The sequence below is a fragment of the Streptomyces angustmyceticus genome, assembly GCF_040701845.1.
Taxonomy (GTDB): Bacteria; Actinomycetota; Actinomycetes; order Streptomycetales; family Streptomycetaceae; genus Streptomyces; species Streptomyces angustmyceticus_A.
The window spans coordinates 32,908-51,462 of the sequence record NZ_JBFBHQ010000010.1 but is presented as its reverse complement, the minus strand read 5'-3'; the positions used below and the strand labels follow the sequence as shown (position 1 = coordinate 51,462).

The window sequence follows — 18,555 nt, the reverse complement described above, 5'->3', positions numbered from 1 at the left end:
GGCTCATCGGGAAATCCCCGTCGGCAGCAGATAGTTGGGGCCGGTGGTGTAGTGCTTGTTGATGTCGGCCGCGCCGGACCGCTCCTTGGTCAGCAGGGACCCGGCGCTGACCATCGCCTTGACCGGCAGCTCCGCGGCGTCCAGGACATGCGCGCGCAGCGCGGCGCCCGGTCCGCCCGGCGCGGTGCCCAGCCGCGCGACGGCCTCGGCGAGCCGGTCGCGGACCAGGCCCAGCAGCCGGTCGAGCGGTGCCCGTCCGTGCCGGGCCAGCCCGAAGGCGTAGGAGCCCGCGCACAGGTGGAGGGTGATGGTGGTGAACAGGTCCAGCACCGGCCGGTCGTGCTCCGCGAAGATCCGCGGGTCGGCGAAGTCCGCGGGGTCCGGGGCGTCGTCGCCCAGGGTCTCGCGCAGCCGTACGGCGTTGATGCGCGGCGCGTCGTTGTCCTTGAACAGCAGCCGCAGCCGGGTGCCGTGCGCCCCTTCGTCCAGGACCAGCGAGATGTTCTGCTGGTGCGACTCCAGGCCGATCCCGTAGTCGAACAGGGTGGTCTGCCAGTCGAAGAGCAGGGTCAGTACGGCGTCCAGCAGGGCAAGGGGGTCGCCGCGGTAGAAGCGGTCGGCGAGTTCGTCGATCACCAGCCGTCCGCCGGGCGCCCGGCCCAGCAGCGCGGCCATCGGCACCACGGCACTGCCGTCCAGCCCGGCCGGGTAGCGCCGGCACAGCACGGCGAGCAGCTCGTGGTCCGCGTGGGCGTACACCGTCTCGTCGGCCTGCAGGACCGACTCCGCGAACCGCGGTTCGCGGGCGATGACCTGGTCCAGCAGTCGCTGGCCCGCGGCACCGTCGATGAGGGTGCGGGGCTTGATGGTGCGCCGGTTGCGCAGCCCCAGCGTCGCGGTGGCCAGTGGCAGCTTCAGGTGCAGGCGGGGATCGGCGTCCACCGCCACGGTCCGCATCGACAGGGTCGGCACGGCGTCCAGCAGCGGGCGTGCGGACAGCACCGCGTCGCGCTCCAGGCCGGTCGCGCGCAGGGCCTCGCGCAGCGGGTCGCCGAGCGTCAACGGGTGGACGGGCAGGGCGAGATGGCTCTCGCCGAGGTGTGGCAGGCCCAGCTCGGCCGGCGTCGGCCAGCACTCGGGCAGGGCCGCGGCGCCGCCGCCCGCGACGGTCGTCGCGGCGCGGGGCACGGCCAGCCAGCGCAGCGCGAACCGCGGGTGGAACTCGGGCGCGTAGGCGTGCAGTTGGTCCTCGTCCAGGCCGGAGCGGCCCCGCGAGGTCGGGTAGACGGGGTGGTCGGTGCGGGCGGCCAGGGTGTCGTACGCCAGGCCGCCGGTCAGCCCCCGCCAGGCGGCGGGCGAGGCGCCATGACGCTCCGTCAGCAGCTGGTCGACCGCGTCCCGGGTGCGGGTGTGCAGCCGCATCGTGGCCAGGGTCTGCCGGCACTCCTGGGCGAAGGCGTCGAAGCCGGGCCGGTCGGCCGGGTCGGCGAGCGCGCGCAGCGCGGCGAGGACCGCGTCGACGGTCGTGAGCCGGGCGCCGTCGGACTCGCGGACCAGCAGCGGCAGCCGGGCCGCCCAGGTGCTCTGGTAGCCGTCCGCGTCCAGCGGCAGCAGCAGGGCACCGGCGGCCGGACCCGCGGGCAGCCGCAGCCAGGGGCCGTCCGGCCGCTCCAGCAGGGTGCCGCCGCTGCGCAGGCCGACCACGTCCTCGCGCAGCAGCGCGCTCAGCACCCGCAGCAGCAGCTCGGACTCCTCGTCCGCGCCGGCCGTCTCCTGCCCGGCCGGAGCGGCGGCGGTCTCGAGGGAGACGGTCATGACGAGATCTCCCAGCGCTCGGCGGCGAAGAAGGACTCCGCGGCCCGGTCCAGGGCGCCGGGATCGGTGCCGGTGGCCCGCAGGACGCCGAGGTAGTCGCGGTTGGTGCCGTAGTGCGGGTGCTCGGTGCCCACCGCGCGCAGCGGCCGGTAGGCCAGCCGTACGCCGTCCGTCTCGCGGTCCGTGGCGGTGGGCGCGGCGGTGAGCGTCCCGGCCCGGTCGGCGAGGGCGTACTCCACCCGGCCCGCGCCGTCCTGCCGGGCACCGAGGTCGGCGGGCAGCGGCTCGCCGAGGTGGGTGCGCAGGACGTGCTCGAACAGCTCGATGCCCAGGACCCGGGCGAGCAGCAGATCGCACTGGTCGCCTATGACGCGGTAGTTCACCTCGATGAGCCGCGCCCGGCCCTCGTGCACCACGAACTCCGTGTGGCAGGCGCCGAACCCGACGCCCAGCGCGTCGAGCTGCGCCAGCACCTGGGCGACGACGGGCTCCGGGTGGGCGGCGACGAAGTCGTGCCGCTCCTCGATGAAGGACGGCGGCGCGGAGAGCGTGGTGTGGAAACCGCCCAGGACGTGCCGTCGCCGGCCGTCGCCGAGGGTCTCCAGGGTGTAGAGCTCGCCGGCCAGGAACTCCTCGGCGACCAGCGCCGCCTGCGGGCGCCGGGCCTGGATCTCCCGGGCGCGCGCCTCCAGTTCCGCGGGGCCGTCGGCCAGCAGCACGTCCTCGCTGGCCACGCCCTCGCGGGGTTTGACGACACAGGGGTAGGGCAGCCCCGCGGCGGTGAGCGCGGAGGGGTCCTGGCCGGGCGCGAGTTCGGCGGACCGCACGGTGTCGGCGCCGGACGCGGCGAGGTGGCGGCGCATCTCGGCCTTGTTCTTGGCGCGCAGGGTGGCCCGCCAGTCCTTGCCGGGCAGCCCGAAGTACTCGGCGGCCAGGGCCGCCTGGGTCTGCAGGTGGTCGCTGTTGGTGAAGACCGCGGCGGCCGGGTGGTGCGTGGCGATGCGGGTGATGACCGCACGGAAGTCACGGACGTCGCACTCCAGGACCTCGTCGGCCCGGCAGCCGGCACGCCGGTGGGCCTCGGGCTGGTCCGTCAGCACGGTGACATCGAGACCGAGGCGGGCGGCGGCGGGGAGGAATCCCTCGGTGACCGAGTCGGTGGGGTTGAGAGCGAGCAGGTACATCCGCATGGGACGGGGCCCTTCAGGATCAAGGGTGGCGCGAGGGACGTCGGGGACGGGGGCGGGCCGTGGGGACGGCGGCCCACCCCCGTTTCGGGCGGGTCAGGCCTTCGGCAGCGGCACGCCGGTGGCCTTGGCCACGTCGGCGAGCATGTGCTCGGCGGCCTGGATGCCGATGCCGGACATCCAGGTCTCGTCGGGCACGTCGAAGACCTTGTGCTTCTTGACGGCCGGCAGGTCCTTCCAGACCGGGTTGGACGTGACGTCCTTCTGCTGGGTCTTGCTCGGCTCGTCCGCGGTCGTCACGAACACCAGGTCCGCGTCGGCCTTGTCGATCTGCTCGGGGCTGACGTCGAGCATCGTCTTGGCCGGGTCGGTCGAGCTCTGCGACTTCGGCCGGGCCAGGCCGATGTCGTCGAGGACCACACCGCTGTAGGAGGACTTCTGGTAGAGGCGGGTCGGGCCGGCGACGAAGCGCACCACGGACGCCGACGGCATCTTGCCGTGGTACTTCTTCTTGATGGCCTCGCCCAGCGCCTTGGCCCGGTTCTGGTACTCCGCCAGCTTCCGGTCGGCTTCCTTCTCCAGCCCCAGCGCCTTGGCGTGGACCTTGAGGTTGGCCTTCCAGGGACCGCCGGTGGTCTCGGTGAAGACGGTCGGCGCGATCTGCTGGAGCTTGTCGTAGATCTTCTCGTGCCGGACCTTGGAGGACAGGATCAGGTCGGGCTTGAGGGCGATGATCTTTTCGAGGTTCGGCTCCAGCAGCGGACCGACGTCCTTGACGCCGCCGATCTCGTCCTTGAGGTAGGTGGGGAAGCCGCCCTCGGTCTTCATGTGCGGGGAGACCGCGCCGACGGGCTTGATGCCGAGCGTGGTGACGTCGTCGAGCTCACCGGTGTCCAGGACGACCACGCGCTTGGGCTTGCCGGGGATCTTCACGTCGCCGCCCATGACGCTCTTGACGGTGCGCGGGAACCCGGCGCCGCCCTTCGCCGCGTCCTCGCCTCCCGAGGAGGTGCCGCCCCCGCACGCGGTGAGGGCGCCGGCGCCCAGGACGACGGTGAGCAGCGTGGCCGGCAGCCGGCCGGAGCCGTGCAGAGAGGATCTGGTGAACATGAGGGCAACTTCCTTAGGGGGAGCGGAAAAGGGGAGAGGGCGTGGGGGCGGGTCAGGCGGAGACGGCGGTGTGCCGTTTCGCGCTGCCCTTGGGGACGACCAGCGGGGTGCCGGTCTCGGGGTCGGGGATGACCCGGCAGTCCACGTCGAACACGGACTTGACCAGCTCGGCGTCGAGCACGTCCGCCGGTGCGCCGGCCGCCGCCAGCTGCCCGTCCTTGAGGACCACGAGGTGATCCGCGTAGCGGGCCGCCTGCCCGAGGTCGTGCAGCACCATCACCACGGTGCGGCCCGCCTCGGCGTGCAGTTCGGCGACCAGGTCGAGGACGTCGAGCTGGTGGCGCAGGTCGAGGAAGGTGGTCGGCTCGTCGAGCAGCAGCAGTTCGGTGTCCTGCGCCAGCGCGAGCGCGATCCAGGCGCGTTGCCGCTGGCCGCCGGAGAGCCGGTCGACGGGTTGGTCGCGCAGTTCCACGGTGCCGGTGCGCCGCAGCGCCTCCTCCACCGCCTGCTGGTCGGCCGCCGACCAGGGGCTCAGCAGCCGCTGGTGGGGGTAGCGGCCCAGTCGTACCAGCGCCTCGACCGTGATCGCGTCGGGGGTGACCGGCTGCTGGGGGAGCAGCCCCATGCGCAGCGCCAGCGCCTTGGCCGGCATCCGGTGGATGTCGGAGCCGTCCAGGGCGACCGTGCCGGCGGACGGCGTCAGCAGCCGGGTCAGACCGCGCAGCAGCGTCGACTTGCCACAGGCGTTGGGGCCGACGACGGCGGTGACGGCGCCGCCGGGCAGCACCAGGTCGAGGCCGCCGACGATCAGCCGGTCGCCGTAGCGCAGATCGAGTCCCTGGGTGGAGAGCTGGTTGGCGGTCATCGGACACTCCTGTTGACGGAACTGCTCTGACGGATCATCAACACCAGCAGCCACGGCGCGCCCAGCGTGGCGGTCACCACGCCGACCGGCAGCCCGCCGACCGGCAGCAGGTACTGCGCCACGAGGTCGGAGGCGAGCAGCAGGACGGCACCGGCGAGGCCGGACAGCGCCAGCGTCCCGGCGGTCGGCGGCCCGGCGAGGAACCGCACGATGTGCGGAACGGCCAGCGCGACGAAGGCGACCGGGCCGGTCAGCGCGGCGGCCAGCGAGGCCAGCACGATGGCGCAGACCAGGACCTGCAGCCGGGCGGTGTGGGTGTGCAGCCCGAGCGCCCCGGCCGAGTCGTCGCCCAGGTCGAGGACGGCCAGCCGGCGGTGCAGGGCGAAGGCGGCGAGCAGCGCCACGGCCATCGCCCCGCCGGCGGACCACACTTCGGTCCAGGTCCGCCCGTACACCGACCCCGTCGTCCACTGCAGGGCCGACCCCGCGAGTTCGGTGGGGAAGCGGACGACCATGAAGCTCACCGCCGCCGACAGGCCCGCCTGCACGGCGAGACCGACCAGCACCAGGCGGGTCACGCTGACCCCGGAGCGCCAGCCGAACACCCCCAGCAGCACCGCGGCGAGCAGCCCGCCGCCCAGCGCGGCCAGCGGCATCAGCGCCTGCGAGGCTCCGGCGGCCAGCATCGCCACCGCGCCGAACGAGGCGCCGCCGGTCACCCCCATCACATCGGGGGAGGCGAGCGGGTTGCGGAACAGCCGCTGGAGCAGGGCACCGGCCACCGCCAGGCCCGCCCCGGCGACGATCGCCGCAACCATCCGCGGGGCCCGGAACTCCTGGACCACCAGCACCGTGGCGGAATCACCGATCCCGAGGAGGCCCTTGACCGCGTCGGCGGGCGGCAGCGGCATGTCGCCGTTGGCCACGGACACCGTCACCAGGGCCCCGAGCAGCACCACGCCGACGAGGGCGAGCAGCGGGGTCCGGCGGACCATGCGCCGTCGTCCCGGTGCCGCGGCGGCGGACGCCGGACCGGGCGTCTTCTTGTTCCGTACGAGGTCGGTCATCGGGCCACCTTCCGGGCCAGCAGCGCCAGCAGCGGCGCGCCGAGGAACGCGCTGATGATGCCGACCTGCAGCTCGGACGGCCGGATGACGACCCGTCCGAGGATGTCGGCGGCGAGCAGCAGCAGCGGACCGGCGATCAGACAGCCGGGTACCAGGACCCGGTGGTCGGAGGTGCGCAGCAGCTGGCGGACCAGGTGCGGGGCGGCCAGCCCGATGAAGGCGAGCGGACCGGCAACGGCCACCGCCGACGCGGCGAGCAGCACGACGGCCAGCCCGCCGGCCACCCGGATCCGCGACACCCGCACGCCCAGCGCCTGCGCCGCGTCGTCGCCCAGCGCCAGCGCGTTGAGCGCGGGGGCGAGGGCGAGCGCGAGGACGAGTCCGAGCGCCAGGGTCGGCAGCACCGGGTAGAGCACCGACAGCGGGCGCTCGGCCAGTGAGCCGGCCATCCAGAACCGGGCCTCGTCCAGCGACCGCTTGCTGGCCAGCATGACGGTCGACGTCCAGGAGAGCAGGACGAGTTGGAGGACGGTGCCGCCCAGCGCGAGCCGCGCGGGGTCGAGGTCGCCCGCGCGCCGGGCCAGCGCCTGGGCGAACACCGCGGCGGCCGCGGCCCCCGCGAACGCGAACCAGACGTACTGGGTGGGGCGGGTCAGATGCAGCGCATAGATCGCGGTGACCACCGCGAAGCCCGCACCCGCGTTGATGCCGAGCGTCGTCGGGGACGCGAGCGGGTTGCGGGTGACGCCCTGGACGACCGCTCCGGCGACACCGAGCGCCGCGCCGACCGCGAGGGCGACCAGGGTGCGCGGCAGCCGAAGGCCCGTCACCACCAGGGCGTCCCGCCCGTGGACGGTCCCGGACAGCGCGTCCCACACGGTGGACAGCGGTACGGACCGGGCGCCGAGGGCGAGGCTCAGGGCGGCACAGACTGCCAGGGCACAGAGTCCGGCCACGAACAACGGGACGCGCCGCAGGACCTTCGCGGCGGGAAGCGCATCGGGCACAGGGGGTGCGGTGGCAGGTGGTTTGATGGTCGGCACGCGTCGTTACATTAGGTTAGGCATACCTAAACTTGCAAACCCGTCCGGCGTTAAACAATCAACTGTCCTTTTTGTCGGACGGATCGTGCCACCGGCTCCCGCAAGGCCCCGACCTGGGGTGATCTACCCGCCCGCACGCCTGTCCACTCCGGCGAATTGCGGCCGGTGAGGTGGCGGCGGCAATTCCCGACGCGGGGGACGAGCGGCGCGAGTGGCACGGAAAGCGCATCAAGAGGGCTTTTCCCCCGATGTGCTTTTCTGAGGGGGAGGCATCGCCGTCCTGCCCGGCCAAGGAGCGCCATGACCCCCACGACTGCGCGTATCGCGATCATCGGCGCCGGCCCCGGCGGGCTGACCTGCGCCCGCGTCCTGCAGCGCCACGGCGTACCCGTCACCGTCTTCGACCGTGACGCTTCCGAGGGCGCCCGCGCCCGGGGCGGCGTGCTGGGCCTGCCGATGACGACCGCTCAGGAGGCCCTGCGGGCGGCCGGCCTGTACGAGGAGTTCGCCGCGCTCGCCCGCCCCGAGGGACGTGAGGTGCGGCTGCTCGACCACACCGCGACGGTGCTCTTCCACCACACCCCCGGCCCCGGCCCGAGCGACCGTCCCGCCGGCGCCCGCCCCGGGAGCGCCCACCCCGGCGCGACCGGCCGGTCCGGGACCGACGGGCCCGGGACCGACCGCTGCGAGATCGACCGGGGCGACCTGCGCCGCCTCCTGCTGGCCTCCCTCGCCCCCGCGACCGTCCGCTGGAACAGCTACCTGCGCACCCTGCATCCGCTCGGCGACGGCCGCCACCGGGCCGAGTTCGACGAAGGCCACACCGAGACCTTCGACCTGGTCGTCGGCGCCGACGGAACCTGGTCCCGGGTCCGCCCGATGCTCTCCGACGCCGACCCCCACTACACCGGTGTCACCTTCGTCGAGTCCGGATGCGAGGACGCCGGCACCCGCCACCCGGAGGCCGCCCGGCTGGTCGGCGGCGGCAGCATGGCGGCCGGGTCCGCCGGCCGGGCGCTGTTCGCCCGGCGCGAGGGCCGCGGCCGGATCCGCCTCTATGCCGCCTTCCGCGGCTCCCAGGACTGGGCGCTGGAGGCCGGAGTGCGGATGGCGGACACCGACGCCGTCCGCGCGGTGCTGCTCGACCGGTTCGCGGGCTGGGACGAACGGCTGCTGGCCCTGCTGCGCGAGAACGACGGCGGGTTCGTCAACCGGCCGCTCTTCGCCCTGCCTGTGCCGCACACCTGGACCCACACGCCGGGCCTGACCCTGCTCGGCGACGCCGCGCACCTGATGCCACCGTCCACCGCACGGGGCGCCGACCTCGCCCTGCTCGACGGCGCCGACCTCGCCCGGGCCCTCGCCGCGCACGACGAGGCCGACGAGGCGGTACGTGCCTACGAAGCGGTGATGCTGCCCCGCGCCGCCGCGGCCGCCGAGGCCGCCGCCCGCGCGCTGGCCGACGCCCTCGCCCCCGACGCCCCGCGCGGCTCACTGCACCAACTGCGCACCACCTTCGGTGACCCGCAGCCGTAGCCGGCCCGCCGCCAACGCCAGGGAGCCGGCCGCCCCGGCGCCGCGGCCGCCCCGCCTCCGCTTCCGGTTGCGGCCCCGTCGCCCGCGTCGGACGATCGGCAGCGTATGCATGCCGACCGGCGGCGTGCGGACGCGAGCGCGGCACCGCCCGGCCGCGGCCCGGCGCGGAGGGACGGAACACACCGTGAAGATCACTGAGCCCACGCCCGGCGCGCCCTGCTGGGTGGAGCTGGGGACGTCGGACGTGGAAGCCGCCAAGGTGTACTACCGCCAGGTCTTCGGCTGGCGCGCCGAGACCGACCCGCGGGAGGAGGCGGGCGGCTACACCATGCTGTACCTCGGGGGCGCCCCGGTTGCCGCCCTCACCCCGCTCTACGCCCCCGGGCAGCCGACCGCCTGGACCGTGTCGTTCGCGACGCGGGACGCCGACGCGCAGGCCGCCGCGGTCACCGGGGCCGGCGGGCGTCAGCTGATGCCGCCCATGGACGTCTTCGACCTGGGCCGCTTCGCCGTGGTGGCCGATCCGGAGGGCGCGGTCTTCTCGCTGTGGCAGGGCCGGTCCTTCGCCGGCGCCGCGGTGTTCAACGCGCCGGGCTCGCTCGGCTGGGTCGAACTCGCGACCCGGGACGAGGAGGCCGCCAAGGCCTTCTACACGCGGATCTTCGGCTGGACCGTGGGCACGCACAAGGACTACCCGCAATGGGGAGTCGACGGCGCCGACTTCGGCGGGATGAGCGCGCTGGACGAGTTCTACCCGGACGACGTCCGGGCCCACTGGCTGCCGTACTTCGCGGTCGCCGGCGTCGACGCGGCGGCCGCCCGGGCCGCCGAGTCGGGCGGCATGCTGCTGGTGCCCCCGACGGATGTGCCCGAGGGGCCGCGGGTCGCGGTGGTCCGCGACCCGCAGGGCGGGCACTTCGGGATCCACGGCGCCGGAACCGAGGGCTGACCCGCGCCGGTGCCGTCCCGCTTGCGAGGCGGCGGACGCCCGTGCCGAGGGCGTGCCGGTGCCGTCACACGATCGGCGGCCTGTTCGCCGTTTCCCCGCATTCCCAGGGTGAATTGCGCGTAATGTCCACCTCGCGGCAATGGGTGGCATTGCGCGTCGAGAACAGGAGACCCCTATGCCCACGACCGACCTCCTCGTGGCCCGAGGCAAGCAGCTCGCAGCCGGCGCGGGCGCACTCACCGCGGCCGTCGCCCTCGGCGCGACGCTGCTGGCCGCGGCCCCGGCGCACGCGACGACCCCCGGGCCCACGAAGCCCTTCGGTGTGGTCACTGCCAAGTCGGGACTGAGCCAGCGTCAGTACCCCAGCACCGACTCCTCCGTGCGGGGTCACCTCCGTCACCGCACGCAGGTCGGCCTGGTGTGCAAGGTCCGCACCCAGAGCGTCGGCGGCAACACCGTCTGGTACCTCACCCGCGAGGAGCGGGCGACCTGGGTCTCGGCCCGGTACGTGACCAGCAGCGGCGCCGTCCGGTACTGCAAGGACGTCCAGCGCACCCGGATGCAGCCGAACCATGTCGCGAAGCAGCACCCCGTGGGCTGAGGAAGCCGGTTCAGGGCCCGGTCCGGTGCCGCGAAGGCGCCGGGCCGGGCCCTCGTGCGTGCGAGGTGCAGGACCCGCTCGCGGAGTGCGGGGGCGGGAGACCGAGAACGGAGCAGAGCCGTGCAGATCGATCTCACCGGCCGGACCGCGGTGGTGACCGGCTCGACGCAGGGCATCGGGGCGGCCATCGCCCTGGGGCTGGCCCGCGCCGGAGCCCGGGTCGCCGTGAACGGCCGCAGCGCCGGGTCCGTGGACGCGGCGCTGGAGCGGATGCGCACCCGGGAGCCCGGGGGCGACTTCGTCGCGGCGCCCGGTGACATCGGTTCCGACGAGGGCCTCGACCAGGTGACCGAGGCCGTGCCGCAGGCGGACATCCTCATCAACAACCTCGGCGTCTTCGGCTCCCGGCCCGCCCTGGAGATCGACGACGCCGAGTGGCGGCGGTACTTCGACATCAATGTGCTCACGGCGGTCCGGATGATCCGCCACTACCTGCCCGGCATGACCGAGCGGGGCTGGGGCCGCATCCAGAACATCGCCAGCGACTCCGCCGTGGTGATCCCGGCCGAGATGATCCATTACGGGATGTCCAAGACGGCGCTGCTCGCGGTGTCCCGGGGCTTCGCGAAGGAGGCGGCCGGCAGCGGGGTGTGCGTGAACTCCGTCATCGCCGGGCCGACCCACACGGGCGGGGTCGAGGACTTCGTCCGTGGCCTCGTCGGCCGGGACCTGCCGTGGGACGAGGCGCAGCGGGCGTTCATGCGCGAGTACCGGCCGCAGTCGCTGATCCAGCGGCTGATCGAACCGGAGGAGATCGCCGCCATGGTGGTCTACCTCAGCTCCCCGCTCGCCTCGGCGACGACCGGCGCGGCCGTCCGTGTCGACGGCGGATACGTCGACTCGATCGTCCCCTGACCGACGACGGCCCGGCCGCAGGACCCCCCTCCCGGCCGCCCGGCCCCTGCCACCCTGCCTGGCGGGCCGGCTCTTCGTCCGGCCCGCTCCCGGTGGGCCCGGCCCTCACCCGGCCCTCTCCTGGCGGGCCCATCCCTCGCCCGGCCCTCGCCCGGCCCTCGCCCGGCCCTCGCCCGGCCCTCGCCCGGCCCCCGCCGGGCGGGCCCGTCCCTCCCTCGCCCGGCCGCCTCACCCCGCCCGGGCGCCCTTCCGCCGCCCCGCCCTTCCGTATTACTGGAACAAGTTCTACTGTGCCCCTCGATCCGGCAGCCGACGGGCCGTCAGCTACTCGTGCCCCTCGGACCGGACGACCGGACCGGACGAACTGGAGGGGCCGTGCACCTCGAATACACCCCCGAGCAGCAGCAGTTGCGCGCCGAGCTGCGCACGTACTTCGCCGCGCTGGTGCCGGACCGTGCCCCCGAGGGCCCCCGCGGCTCCGCCGTCCCCGGACGTGCCCCCCACGCCGACCCCGCCGCCCAGAAGCGGTTCTACCGCGAGACCGTGCGCCGGCTGGGCGCCGACGGCTGGCTCGGCGTCGGCTGGCCCAAGGAGTTCGGCGGACGCGGCCTGTCCCCGACGGAGCAGTTCATCTTCTTCGACGAGGCGGCCCAGGCGGGCGTGCCGCTGCCGCTGATGGCGCTGAACACCGTCGGCCCGACGATCATGCAGTTCGGCACCGACGAGCAGAAGGCCTACTTCCTGCCCCGGATCCTCTCCGGCGAGATCGACTTCGCCATCGGCTACAGCGAACCGGACGCCGGCACCGACCTGGCCGCCCTCAAGACCCGCGCCGTCCGGGTGGGCGACGAGGAGAGCGGCCACTACGTCGTCAACGGGCAGAAGATCTGGACGACCAACGGCGACACCGCTGACTGGGTGTGGCTCGCCGTGCGCACCGACCCGGAAGCCCCGCCCCACAAGGGCATCACCATGCTCCTCGTCCCCACCAGCGACCCCGGCTACTCCTGCACCCTGATCAACACCCTCGCCTCGCACGACACCACCGCCAGCTACTACGAGAACATCACCGTCCCCGCCTCCCGCCGCGTCGGCGGCGAGAACAAGGGCTGGCGGATCATCACCAACCAGCTCAACCACGAGCGGGTCACCCTCGCCGCCCACGGCACCATGGCCATCCGCGCCCTGCACGACGTCCAGCACTGGGCCGCCGGCACCGCACTCGCCGACGGCCGCCGGGTCATCGACCTGGGCTGGGTACGCGGCCGGCTCGCCCGCACCCACGCCCGGCTCGACGCCATGAAGCTGCTCAACTGGCAGATGGTCGACGCCCTCCAGCACGGCACCCTCACCCCGCAGGACGCCTCCGCGGTCAAGGTCTACGGCTCCGAGGCCCGCCGGGACGCCTATGCCTCGCTGATGGAGATCGTCGGCGCCGCGGGCCCCCTCAAGGAGGGCTCCGCCGGATCCGTCCTCCACGGCGAACTGGAACGCGGCTACCGCTCCGCCGTCATCTTCACCTTCGGCGGCGGCAACAACGAGATCCAACGCGAGATCATCTCCTGGATCGGCCTGGGGATGCCCCGCGTACGGCGCTGAGGCGGTGCGCCCGCGGCCTGTCGGGCGGCCGGGCCATCGGGCCCGCTGAATCGGGCCCGCGGCCCGGCGGACATGTGAGAGGCGCAACACCCACCCCCCGCAGCTCGCACACAACCTTTGCGGGGCGCCGGTGGTCCCACTCACGGTCGTTGACATTTCAGGCCTTCGTCATGAGGCCGACACCTTCGAGGAGCACCACCGCCATGCCCGAGACGGGCCCCGGATCCGCCCCGCGTTTCAGCATCATCGTTCCCGTGTTCAACGTGCAGGGGTATCTTCGCGCGTGCCTGGACTCGTTGCTGGAGCAGGATTTCACCGACTTCGAGGTCATCGCGGTCGACGACCGCTCGCCGGATCTGAGCGGCGAGATCCTGGCGGAGTACGCTGCCCGCGACCCGCGGGTGATCACCGTGCGCCATGAGGAGAACCGGGGCATCGGTGCGGCCCGCAACACCGGGGTGGACCGGGCGAGCGGGGACTACCTGCTGTTCCTCGACAGCGACGACACCCTCACCGCGGGCGCGCTGCGGGCCATGGCCGACCGCCTGGCCGCGTCCGAGGACCCCGACCTCCTGCTCTTCGACCATGTGCGGACCTACTGGTGGCACGCGGTCCAGCCGAGTGCCGCCCGCGAGCTCCTCGCCGCGGCCGGGGCGGAGGTGTTCAAGCCGGCTGAGCGCACCGAGTTCCTGCAGATGTTCGCGGTGGTGTGGAACCGGGCGTTCCGGCGCGACTTCTTCGTGGACAACGGGTTCCGGTACACCGACGGCCTCTACGAGGACGCCCTCATGGTGTACACCACCATGCTCACCGCCGAGCGCGCGGTGAGCATGGACCATGCCTGCGTCGAGTACCGCCAGCGCCGCCACGGCAACTCCATGAAGACGCCGGGCCGCAAGCACTTCACCATCTTCGACCAGTACCAGCGGCTCTTCGAGTTCCTCGACGGCCGGCCGGACCTGGACCACCTGCGGCCGCTGTTCTTCGAGCGGATGGTCAGTCACTTCCTGTTCACCGGCGCCCGCGAGAGCCGCGTGCCGGCCGCGGACCGGCCGGAGTACTTCCAGCTCGCCGCGGCGATGTACCGGCGGCACAAGCCGGCCGGCTTCACCCCGCCCGACGACGTCGACGCCGGGCAGTTCCAGGCGCTGGAACGCGGTTCGTACCGTGCCTTCCAGGCCCTCGGACTGGTGAGCCGCACCCGCGAGAGCGGCCGGCAGCGCCTGCGCAGGACCCGGCGCGCCATGAACGGCCGGGCCTCGTCGGCCGCTTACCGGATCCAGCGCCGGCGCCCCCTCGACCCCGGCCTCGCGGTCTTCAGCTCCTACTGGAACCGCACCCCGTCCTGCAACCCGCTCGCGGTCCACGAGAAGGCCAGGGAGCTGGCCCCGCACATCAGGGGGGTGTGGGTGGTGCGCGAGGACGCCGTGGACACCGTGCCCGCCGGCATGGACCACGTCGTCGTCAACACCCCGCGGTACTGGGAGGTGATGGCGCGCGCGACGTACTTCGTGAACAACGTCAACTTCGCCGACCACGTGGTCAAGCGCCCCGGCCAGATCCACCTCCAGACCCACCACGGCACCCCGCTCAAGCGGATGGGGATCGACCAGCAGAAGTACCCGGCCGCCGCCAAGGGCATGAGCATGCGCAAGCTGCTCGCACGTGCCGACCGCTGGGACCTGTCGCTCTCGTCCAACCCGCACTCCACCGAGCAGTGGGAGCGGGTCTACCCCTGCGGCTTCGAGTCGGTCGACGCCGGCTATCCGCGCAACGACGTCTTCTTCCGGACCGGTGCCCAGGAGGTGCTCGACATCCGTGCGCGGCTGGGCATCGCCCCCGGCAGCACCGCGGTCCTCTACGCCCCGACGGTGCGCGACTACCAGGTCGGCTACGTGCCGCAGCTGGACCTGGAGAAGGTCACCCGCGAGCTCGGCCCGGACGTCGTCCTGCTGGTCCGTACGCACTACTTCTACGACCGGAACCCGCACCTCCAAAAACTCCAGGAGCAGGGCGCGCTGATCGACGTCTCCCGGCACCCCTCGGTGGAGGAGCTGTGCCTCGCCGCGGACGCGCTGGTCACGGACTACTCGTCGATCATGTTCGACTACGCGGGCCTCGATCGGCCGATCATCACCTACGCCGACGACTGGGAGACCTACGTCCGCTCCCGGGGCGTCACCTTCGACCTGCTCTCCGGCAAGCCGGGGGAGACGCCGGGCGTCATCGCCACCGGCGAGGACGAGCTGATCGAGGCGTTCCGCAGCGGGCGCTGGAAGGGGGCCGGGGCCGGCGAGCTGCGCGCCGCGTTCCGCGCGCGGTTCTGCCCGTGGGACGACGGCCACGCCGCCGAGCGGGTGGTCCGCCGCACCTTCCTCGGCGCCGGGGAGCCGTTGCCCGCCCCCCTGCCGCTGTCCGAGCGCACCGTCGCGCCCTCCCCGGCGGAGGCCGCCCGGATGGTGGCGGGCACGGTTCTCGACCAGGGGGACCGCGCGGCGGGCCGGTCCGGCGTCGAGCAGACCGGCTGACGGGGCGGCACGCGCCGGCCCGGCCGCGCGGGCCGGCGCGTGCCGCGAAGCGGGAGCGCCCCTGCGCACGCCGGTGGCCGGACCGCATCTGTCGTACGACGGCCCGCCGGGCGATGATGCGGGTGAGCCGTCGCGGGACCGACAATGGGAACACGCAGACGGGGCAGCGGCCGGCGCGTGCCGGAACCCGGGGGCCGGGCACCGAAGCGGCTCATCGAGAGGTTCCGGACACGGCTGCCGCCGGGCGGCGGGCCGGCGGCGGGAGGTGTGGTGCGTGGCAGGCGACCCGGGGCTCTTCGGCCCCCGCTCCGTGACGTGGCAGATGCACAGCGACCCGATGATGTGGATCGCGGGCGTCCGTGCGCTGTACCTCCAGGCGCTGCACCCGCGCGCGGTGCGCGGGGTCCTGCAGAACTCCGACTTCCGACGGGACGCCTGGGGCCGGCTGATGCGCACCGCCCGTTTCGTCGGCACCCTCACCTACGACACCACCGACGCCGCCGAACAGGCCGGTGCCCGGGTGCGCCGCATCCACCGCCGGCTGTCCGCCGCCGATCCCGCCACCGGCGAGCGCTACGGCGTCGACGAGCCGGACCTGCTGCTGTGGGTGCACTGCGCGGAAGTGGACTCCTACCTGCACGTCCTGCGCCGCTCCGGCTACCCCCTGAGCGACGCCCACGCCGACGCCTACCTCCACGAGCAGCGCGAGAGCGCCCGGCTCGTCGGCCTCGAACCGGCCGCCGTGCCCGGCAGCCGGGCCGAGCTCGCCGCCTACTTCGCCCGCGTACAACGCGAGTTGGCGCCGACCCCCGAGGCCCGCGAGGTGGAGTCCTTTCTGCGCAGGCCCCCGACCCCGGCCGCCCTGGTACCGGCCCGCGCCCTGGTCTGGCAGCGGGTGGCACAACTGGCCTACGGCGCACTCCCGGCGTACGCCCACGAGCTCTACGGACGCCCCGCGCCTCCGCCCGCCACCGTCACCCGGCGGCTCCGGGCCACCGGCCGCCTCCTTCGCGCCATTCCGCCCGCCGTCCGCTGGCAGCTCCCGCCCCGGCACATCCTGCGCGCCGTCGCGCGCCTCGGTCCCGGCACCCGCCCAGCGCCCTACAAGCTCCGCCCGTCCGCCGCCATACTGGACGGGCCCAAGGACGCGCAGGGGGAACTGCGCGGCTGACCACGGGGGACGGGGGCGGCGATCCATGGTGGTGGAAAACAGACTGATCCAACGGCGGTACCGGCTGCTCGGCACCATCGGGCGCGGCGGCATGGGGGAGGTATGGCGGGCCCGCGACGAGTCACTGGGCCGGCAGGTCGCGGTCAAGTGCCTCAAGCCCACGGGGCCGCGGCACGAACCGTCGTTCCTGCAAGTGCTGCGCGAACGTTTCCGCCGCGAGGCCCGCGTCGCCGCCGCGCTCCAGCACCGCGGCATCACGGTCGTCCATGACTTCGGCGAGGACGACGGCACCCTCTTCATCGTCATGGAGCTGCTCAGCGGCCGGAACCTCAGCCAGCTGCTGGACGACAGCCGCCGCCAGCCGCTGCCCGTGCCCGACCTCGTCGAGATCGCCGAACAGGTCACCGCCGCGCTCGCCTACACCCACGAACAGGCCGTCGTGCACCGCGACCTCAAACCGGCGAACATCGTCCGGACCGCCGACGGCACGGTCAAGATCTGCGACTTCGGCATCGCCCGCCTCGGCCACGACATCGGCTTCACCGCCCGCCTGACCGGCACCGGTGTCGCCATGGGCAGCCCGCACTACATGTCGCCCGAACAGATCGGCGCCCACGGCGTCGACCACCGCAGCGACCTCTACTCCCTCGGCTGTGTGCTCTACGAGATCGCCACCGGCGTGCCCCCCTTCGACCTGGGCGACGCCTGGGCGGTGCTCGTCGGCCACCGTGACCTGGCCCCGGAGCCGCCCCGTACGCTCCGCCCCGACCTTCCCGAGGCCTACGAGCGCATCATCCTCGAACTGCTCGCCAAGGACCCGGACGACCGCCCCAGGGACGCCGGCCAGCTGGGCAAACGCCTCGCCGATGCCCGTCATCCGCAGCCCGTGCGGGGCGCCGCGGCCGGCCCGGACGACCTGACGGTCCCCACCCCGCGGCTGCCCTCCTGGACCCGCGGGATGACCCTCGGCTCGCCCGCGGGGCCCGCCCGGCGGCCGCACGGACACCCGGCGGACCGGGCCACCACGGTCCTCACCGACACCTGGACCGGCGGGCGCGAGCTGCTGGGCGGCGAGGTGTCGCCGCCCGCCGGCATCGCCAGCCCGGCACCGCCGGACGACCGCCGCGCCACCCTCGCCGCGCTGGCCGGCCGGCACACCGCCGCCCTGGACCTCGGCCGGCTGGGCCGCTGGGAGGAGGCGGGCGCGGCGCACCGTGCGCTCGCCGCGGAACGCGAGCGGCTCCTCGGCCCCGACCACCCCGACACCCTCACCAGCCGCCTGGAGGCCGGCCACGCCCTGGGCCGTCTCGGCCGGAGCTTCGAGGCGCACCAGATCTACGCCGAGGTGCTGGCGGGCCGGGAACGCGCGCTGGGCCCCGACCACCCCGACACGCTGACCTGCCGGCACCACGTCGCGCTGAACCTCGGCCGGCTGGGGCGGCTGGAGGACTGCCGGGCGATGGCCCACGAGGTGGCCGGGGCCCGCGCCCGGGTGCTCGGCGCGCACCACGCCGACACCCTCGCCACCCGCTGTGAACTCGCCCAGGTGATGGGCCGGTTGGGGCTGTGGACGGAGGCGCTGGACACCTACCGCGACATCGCGGCCGCACGCACCGCCGTGCTCGGCCCCGACCACCCCGACACCCTCGCCGCCCGCTACGAGGTCGGCATCGGCCTCGGCCGGCTCGGCCGCAGCGGCGAGGCCCTGGCGCTCTACCGGGACCTGACCGCCGCCCGTACCCGCGCCCAGGGCGCCGACGATCCGGAGACGCTGCGGGCCCGGCACGGCCTGGGCGTCAACCTCGGACGGCAGAACCGCTGGCAGGAGGCGCTCGTGGAGGCCCGTGAGGTCGCCGCGGCACGGGCCCGGGTGCTCGGCCCCGACCACCCCGACACCCTGGTCAGCCGCCGGGAGACCGCCGTGGCGCTCGGCTGGCTCGGGCGCTGGGACGAGGCGCTGGACCGCTACCGCGAGGTCGCGGACGCCCGCGAACGGGTCCTGGGCGCCGCCCATCTCGACGCCCTGGCCAGCTATGGCGACCTGGCCCAGTGCCTGGAGCAACTGGGCCGTGCGGACGAGGCGGCCGCCCTCCACCGCCGGGTCGCGGCACTGCGCCGGGAGCGGGCCGCACGCCGTGGCTAGGGGACGGCGACCCGGACGGCGTCCCC

At 74.1% G+C, this 18,555-nt stretch carries 14 protein-coding genes; 8 read left to right on the top strand and 6 right to left on the bottom strand.

Features of this window, described 5'->3' with window-relative positions; all coding sequences use genetic code 11:
* Positions 1–3: 3 nt before the first annotated feature.
* The 6 genes from AB0411_RS22060 to AB0411_RS22035 form a co-directional block, all read right to left on the bottom strand.
* The gene (locus AB0411_RS22060; RefSeq protein WP_366418986.1) at positions 4–1,815 is read right to left on the bottom strand and encodes an IucA/IucC family siderophore biosynthesis protein; all 1,812 of its coding nucleotides are present in this window, start codon (positions 1,813–1,815) and stop codon (positions 4–6) included.
* Positions 1,812–3,005: an ATP-grasp domain-containing protein gene (locus tag AB0411_RS22055; protein ID WP_366418985.1), complete on the bottom strand. Its 1,194-nt coding sequence runs from the start codon at positions 3,003–3,005 to the stop codon at positions 1,812–1,814. Before AB0411_RS22055 ends, AB0411_RS22060 begins: the two co-directional genes overlap by 4 nt.
* A gap of 93 nt (positions 3,006–3,098) precedes the next feature.
* Positions 3,099–4,112, bottom strand: a complete 1,014-nt coding sequence (locus AB0411_RS22050; RefSeq protein WP_366418984.1) for an ABC transporter substrate-binding protein — start codon at positions 4,110–4,112, stop codon at positions 3,099–3,101.
* 52 nt (positions 4,113–4,164) lie between these two features.
* Positions 4,165–4,977 (bottom strand): ABC transporter ATP-binding protein, encoded by an 813-nt coding sequence (locus AB0411_RS22045; RefSeq protein WP_366418983.1) that lies wholly within the window; start codon positions 4,975–4,977, stop codon positions 4,165–4,167.
* Positions 4,974–6,044, bottom strand: coding sequence for a FecCD family ABC transporter permease (locus AB0411_RS22040; protein WP_366418982.1), 1,071 nt, complete (start codon positions 6,042–6,044; stop codon positions 4,974–4,976). The genes AB0411_RS22045 and AB0411_RS22040 overlap by 4 nt, the downstream gene beginning before the upstream one ends.
* Entirely contained in the window at positions 6,041–7,051 is a 1,011-nt protein-coding gene (locus tag AB0411_RS22035; protein ID WP_366419099.1) for a FecCD family ABC transporter permease, read from the bottom strand. The genes AB0411_RS22040 and AB0411_RS22035 overlap by 4 nt, the downstream gene beginning before the upstream one ends.
* 336 nt (positions 7,052–7,387) lie before the next feature.
* Here AB0411_RS22035 and AB0411_RS22030 point away from each other — a divergent pair, with 336 nt between their 5' ends.
* The 8 genes from AB0411_RS22030 to AB0411_RS21995 all read left to right on the top strand — a co-directional run bounded on the left by AB0411_RS22030 (position 7,388) and on the right by AB0411_RS21995 (position 18,529).
* The gene (locus tag AB0411_RS22030) at positions 7,388–8,623 is read left to right on the top strand and encodes an FAD-dependent oxidoreductase (protein ID WP_366418981.1); all 1,236 of its coding nucleotides are present in this window, start codon (positions 7,388–7,390) and stop codon (positions 8,621–8,623) included.
* Positions 8,624–8,807: 184 nt separating this feature from the next.
* Positions 8,808–9,572, top strand: a complete 765-nt coding sequence (locus AB0411_RS22025; RefSeq protein ID WP_366418980.1) for a VOC family protein — start codon at positions 8,808–8,810, stop codon at positions 9,570–9,572.
* Positions 9,573–9,747: 175 nt separating this feature from the next.
* Positions 9,748–10,173 (top strand): SH3 domain-containing protein, encoded by a 426-nt coding sequence (locus tag AB0411_RS22020; RefSeq protein WP_366418979.1) that lies wholly within the window; start codon positions 9,748–9,750, stop codon positions 10,171–10,173.
* Between the two features lie 120 nt (positions 10,174–10,293).
* Positions 10,294–11,088 carry an SDR family NAD(P)-dependent oxidoreductase gene (locus tag AB0411_RS22015; protein ID WP_366418978.1) on the top strand — a complete coding sequence of 265 codons (795 nt, stop codon included), beginning with the start codon at positions 10,294–10,296 and terminating at the stop codon, positions 11,086–11,088.
* A gap of 375 nt (positions 11,089–11,463) precedes the next feature.
* Complete coding sequence (locus tag AB0411_RS22010; RefSeq protein WP_366418977.1) at positions 11,464–12,687, top strand: acyl-CoA dehydrogenase family protein; 1,224 nt, start codon at positions 11,464–11,466, stop codon at positions 12,685–12,687.
* A gap of 203 nt (positions 12,688–12,890) precedes the next feature.
* Positions 12,891–15,215 carry a bifunctional glycosyltransferase/CDP-glycerol:glycerophosphate glycerophosphotransferase gene (locus tag AB0411_RS22005; RefSeq protein ID WP_366418976.1) on the top strand — a complete coding sequence of 775 codons (2,325 nt, stop codon included), beginning with the start codon at positions 12,891–12,893 and terminating at the stop codon, positions 15,213–15,215.
* A 322-nt stretch (positions 15,216–15,537) separates the two neighbouring features.
* Positions 15,538–16,386, top strand: coding sequence for an oxygenase MpaB family protein (locus AB0411_RS22000; protein WP_366419098.1), 849 nt, complete (start codon positions 15,538–15,540; stop codon positions 16,384–16,386).
* 28 nt (positions 16,387–16,414) lie between these two features.
* On the top strand, positions 16,415–18,529 hold the full coding sequence (locus tag AB0411_RS21995; RefSeq protein ID WP_366419097.1) for a serine/threonine-protein kinase: 2,115 nt from the start codon (positions 16,415–16,417) through the stop codon (positions 18,527–18,529).
* The last annotated feature ends 26 nt before the right edge of the window (positions 18,530–18,555 follow it).

Excerpts from the sequence above, each read along its gene's own strand:
- AB0411_RS22060 (WP_366418986.1), bottom strand. The coding sequence starts at position 1,815 with ATGACCGTCTCCCTCGAGACCGCCGCCGCTCCGGCCGGGCAGGAGACG.
- AB0411_RS22055 (WP_366418985.1), bottom strand. The coding sequence starts at position 3,005 with ATGCGGATGTACCTGCTCGCTCTCAACCCCACCGACTCGGTCACCGAG.
- AB0411_RS22050 (WP_366418984.1), bottom strand. The coding sequence starts at position 4,112 with ATGTTCACCAGATCCTCTCTGCACGGCTCCGGCCGGCTGCCGGCCACG.
- AB0411_RS22045 (WP_366418983.1), bottom strand. The coding sequence starts at position 4,977 with ATGACCGCCAACCAGCTCTCCACCCAGGGACTCGATCTGCGCTACGGC.
- AB0411_RS22040 (WP_366418982.1), bottom strand. The coding sequence starts at position 6,044 with ATGACCGACCTCGTACGGAACAAGAAGACGCCCGGTCCGGCGTCCGCC.
- AB0411_RS22030 (WP_366418981.1), top strand. The coding sequence starts at position 7,388 with ATGACCCCCACGACTGCGCGTATCGCGATCATCGGCGCCGGCCCCGGC.
- AB0411_RS22020 (WP_366418979.1), top strand. The coding sequence starts at position 9,748 with ATGCCCACGACCGACCTCCTCGTGGCCCGAGGCAAGCAGCTCGCAGCC.
- AB0411_RS22005 (WP_366418976.1), top strand. The coding sequence starts at position 12,891 with ATGCCCGAGACGGGCCCCGGATCCGCCCCGCGTTTCAGCATCATCGTT.
- AB0411_RS22000 (WP_366419098.1), top strand. The coding sequence starts at position 15,538 with ATGCACAGCGACCCGATGATGTGGATCGCGGGCGTCCGTGCGCTGTAC.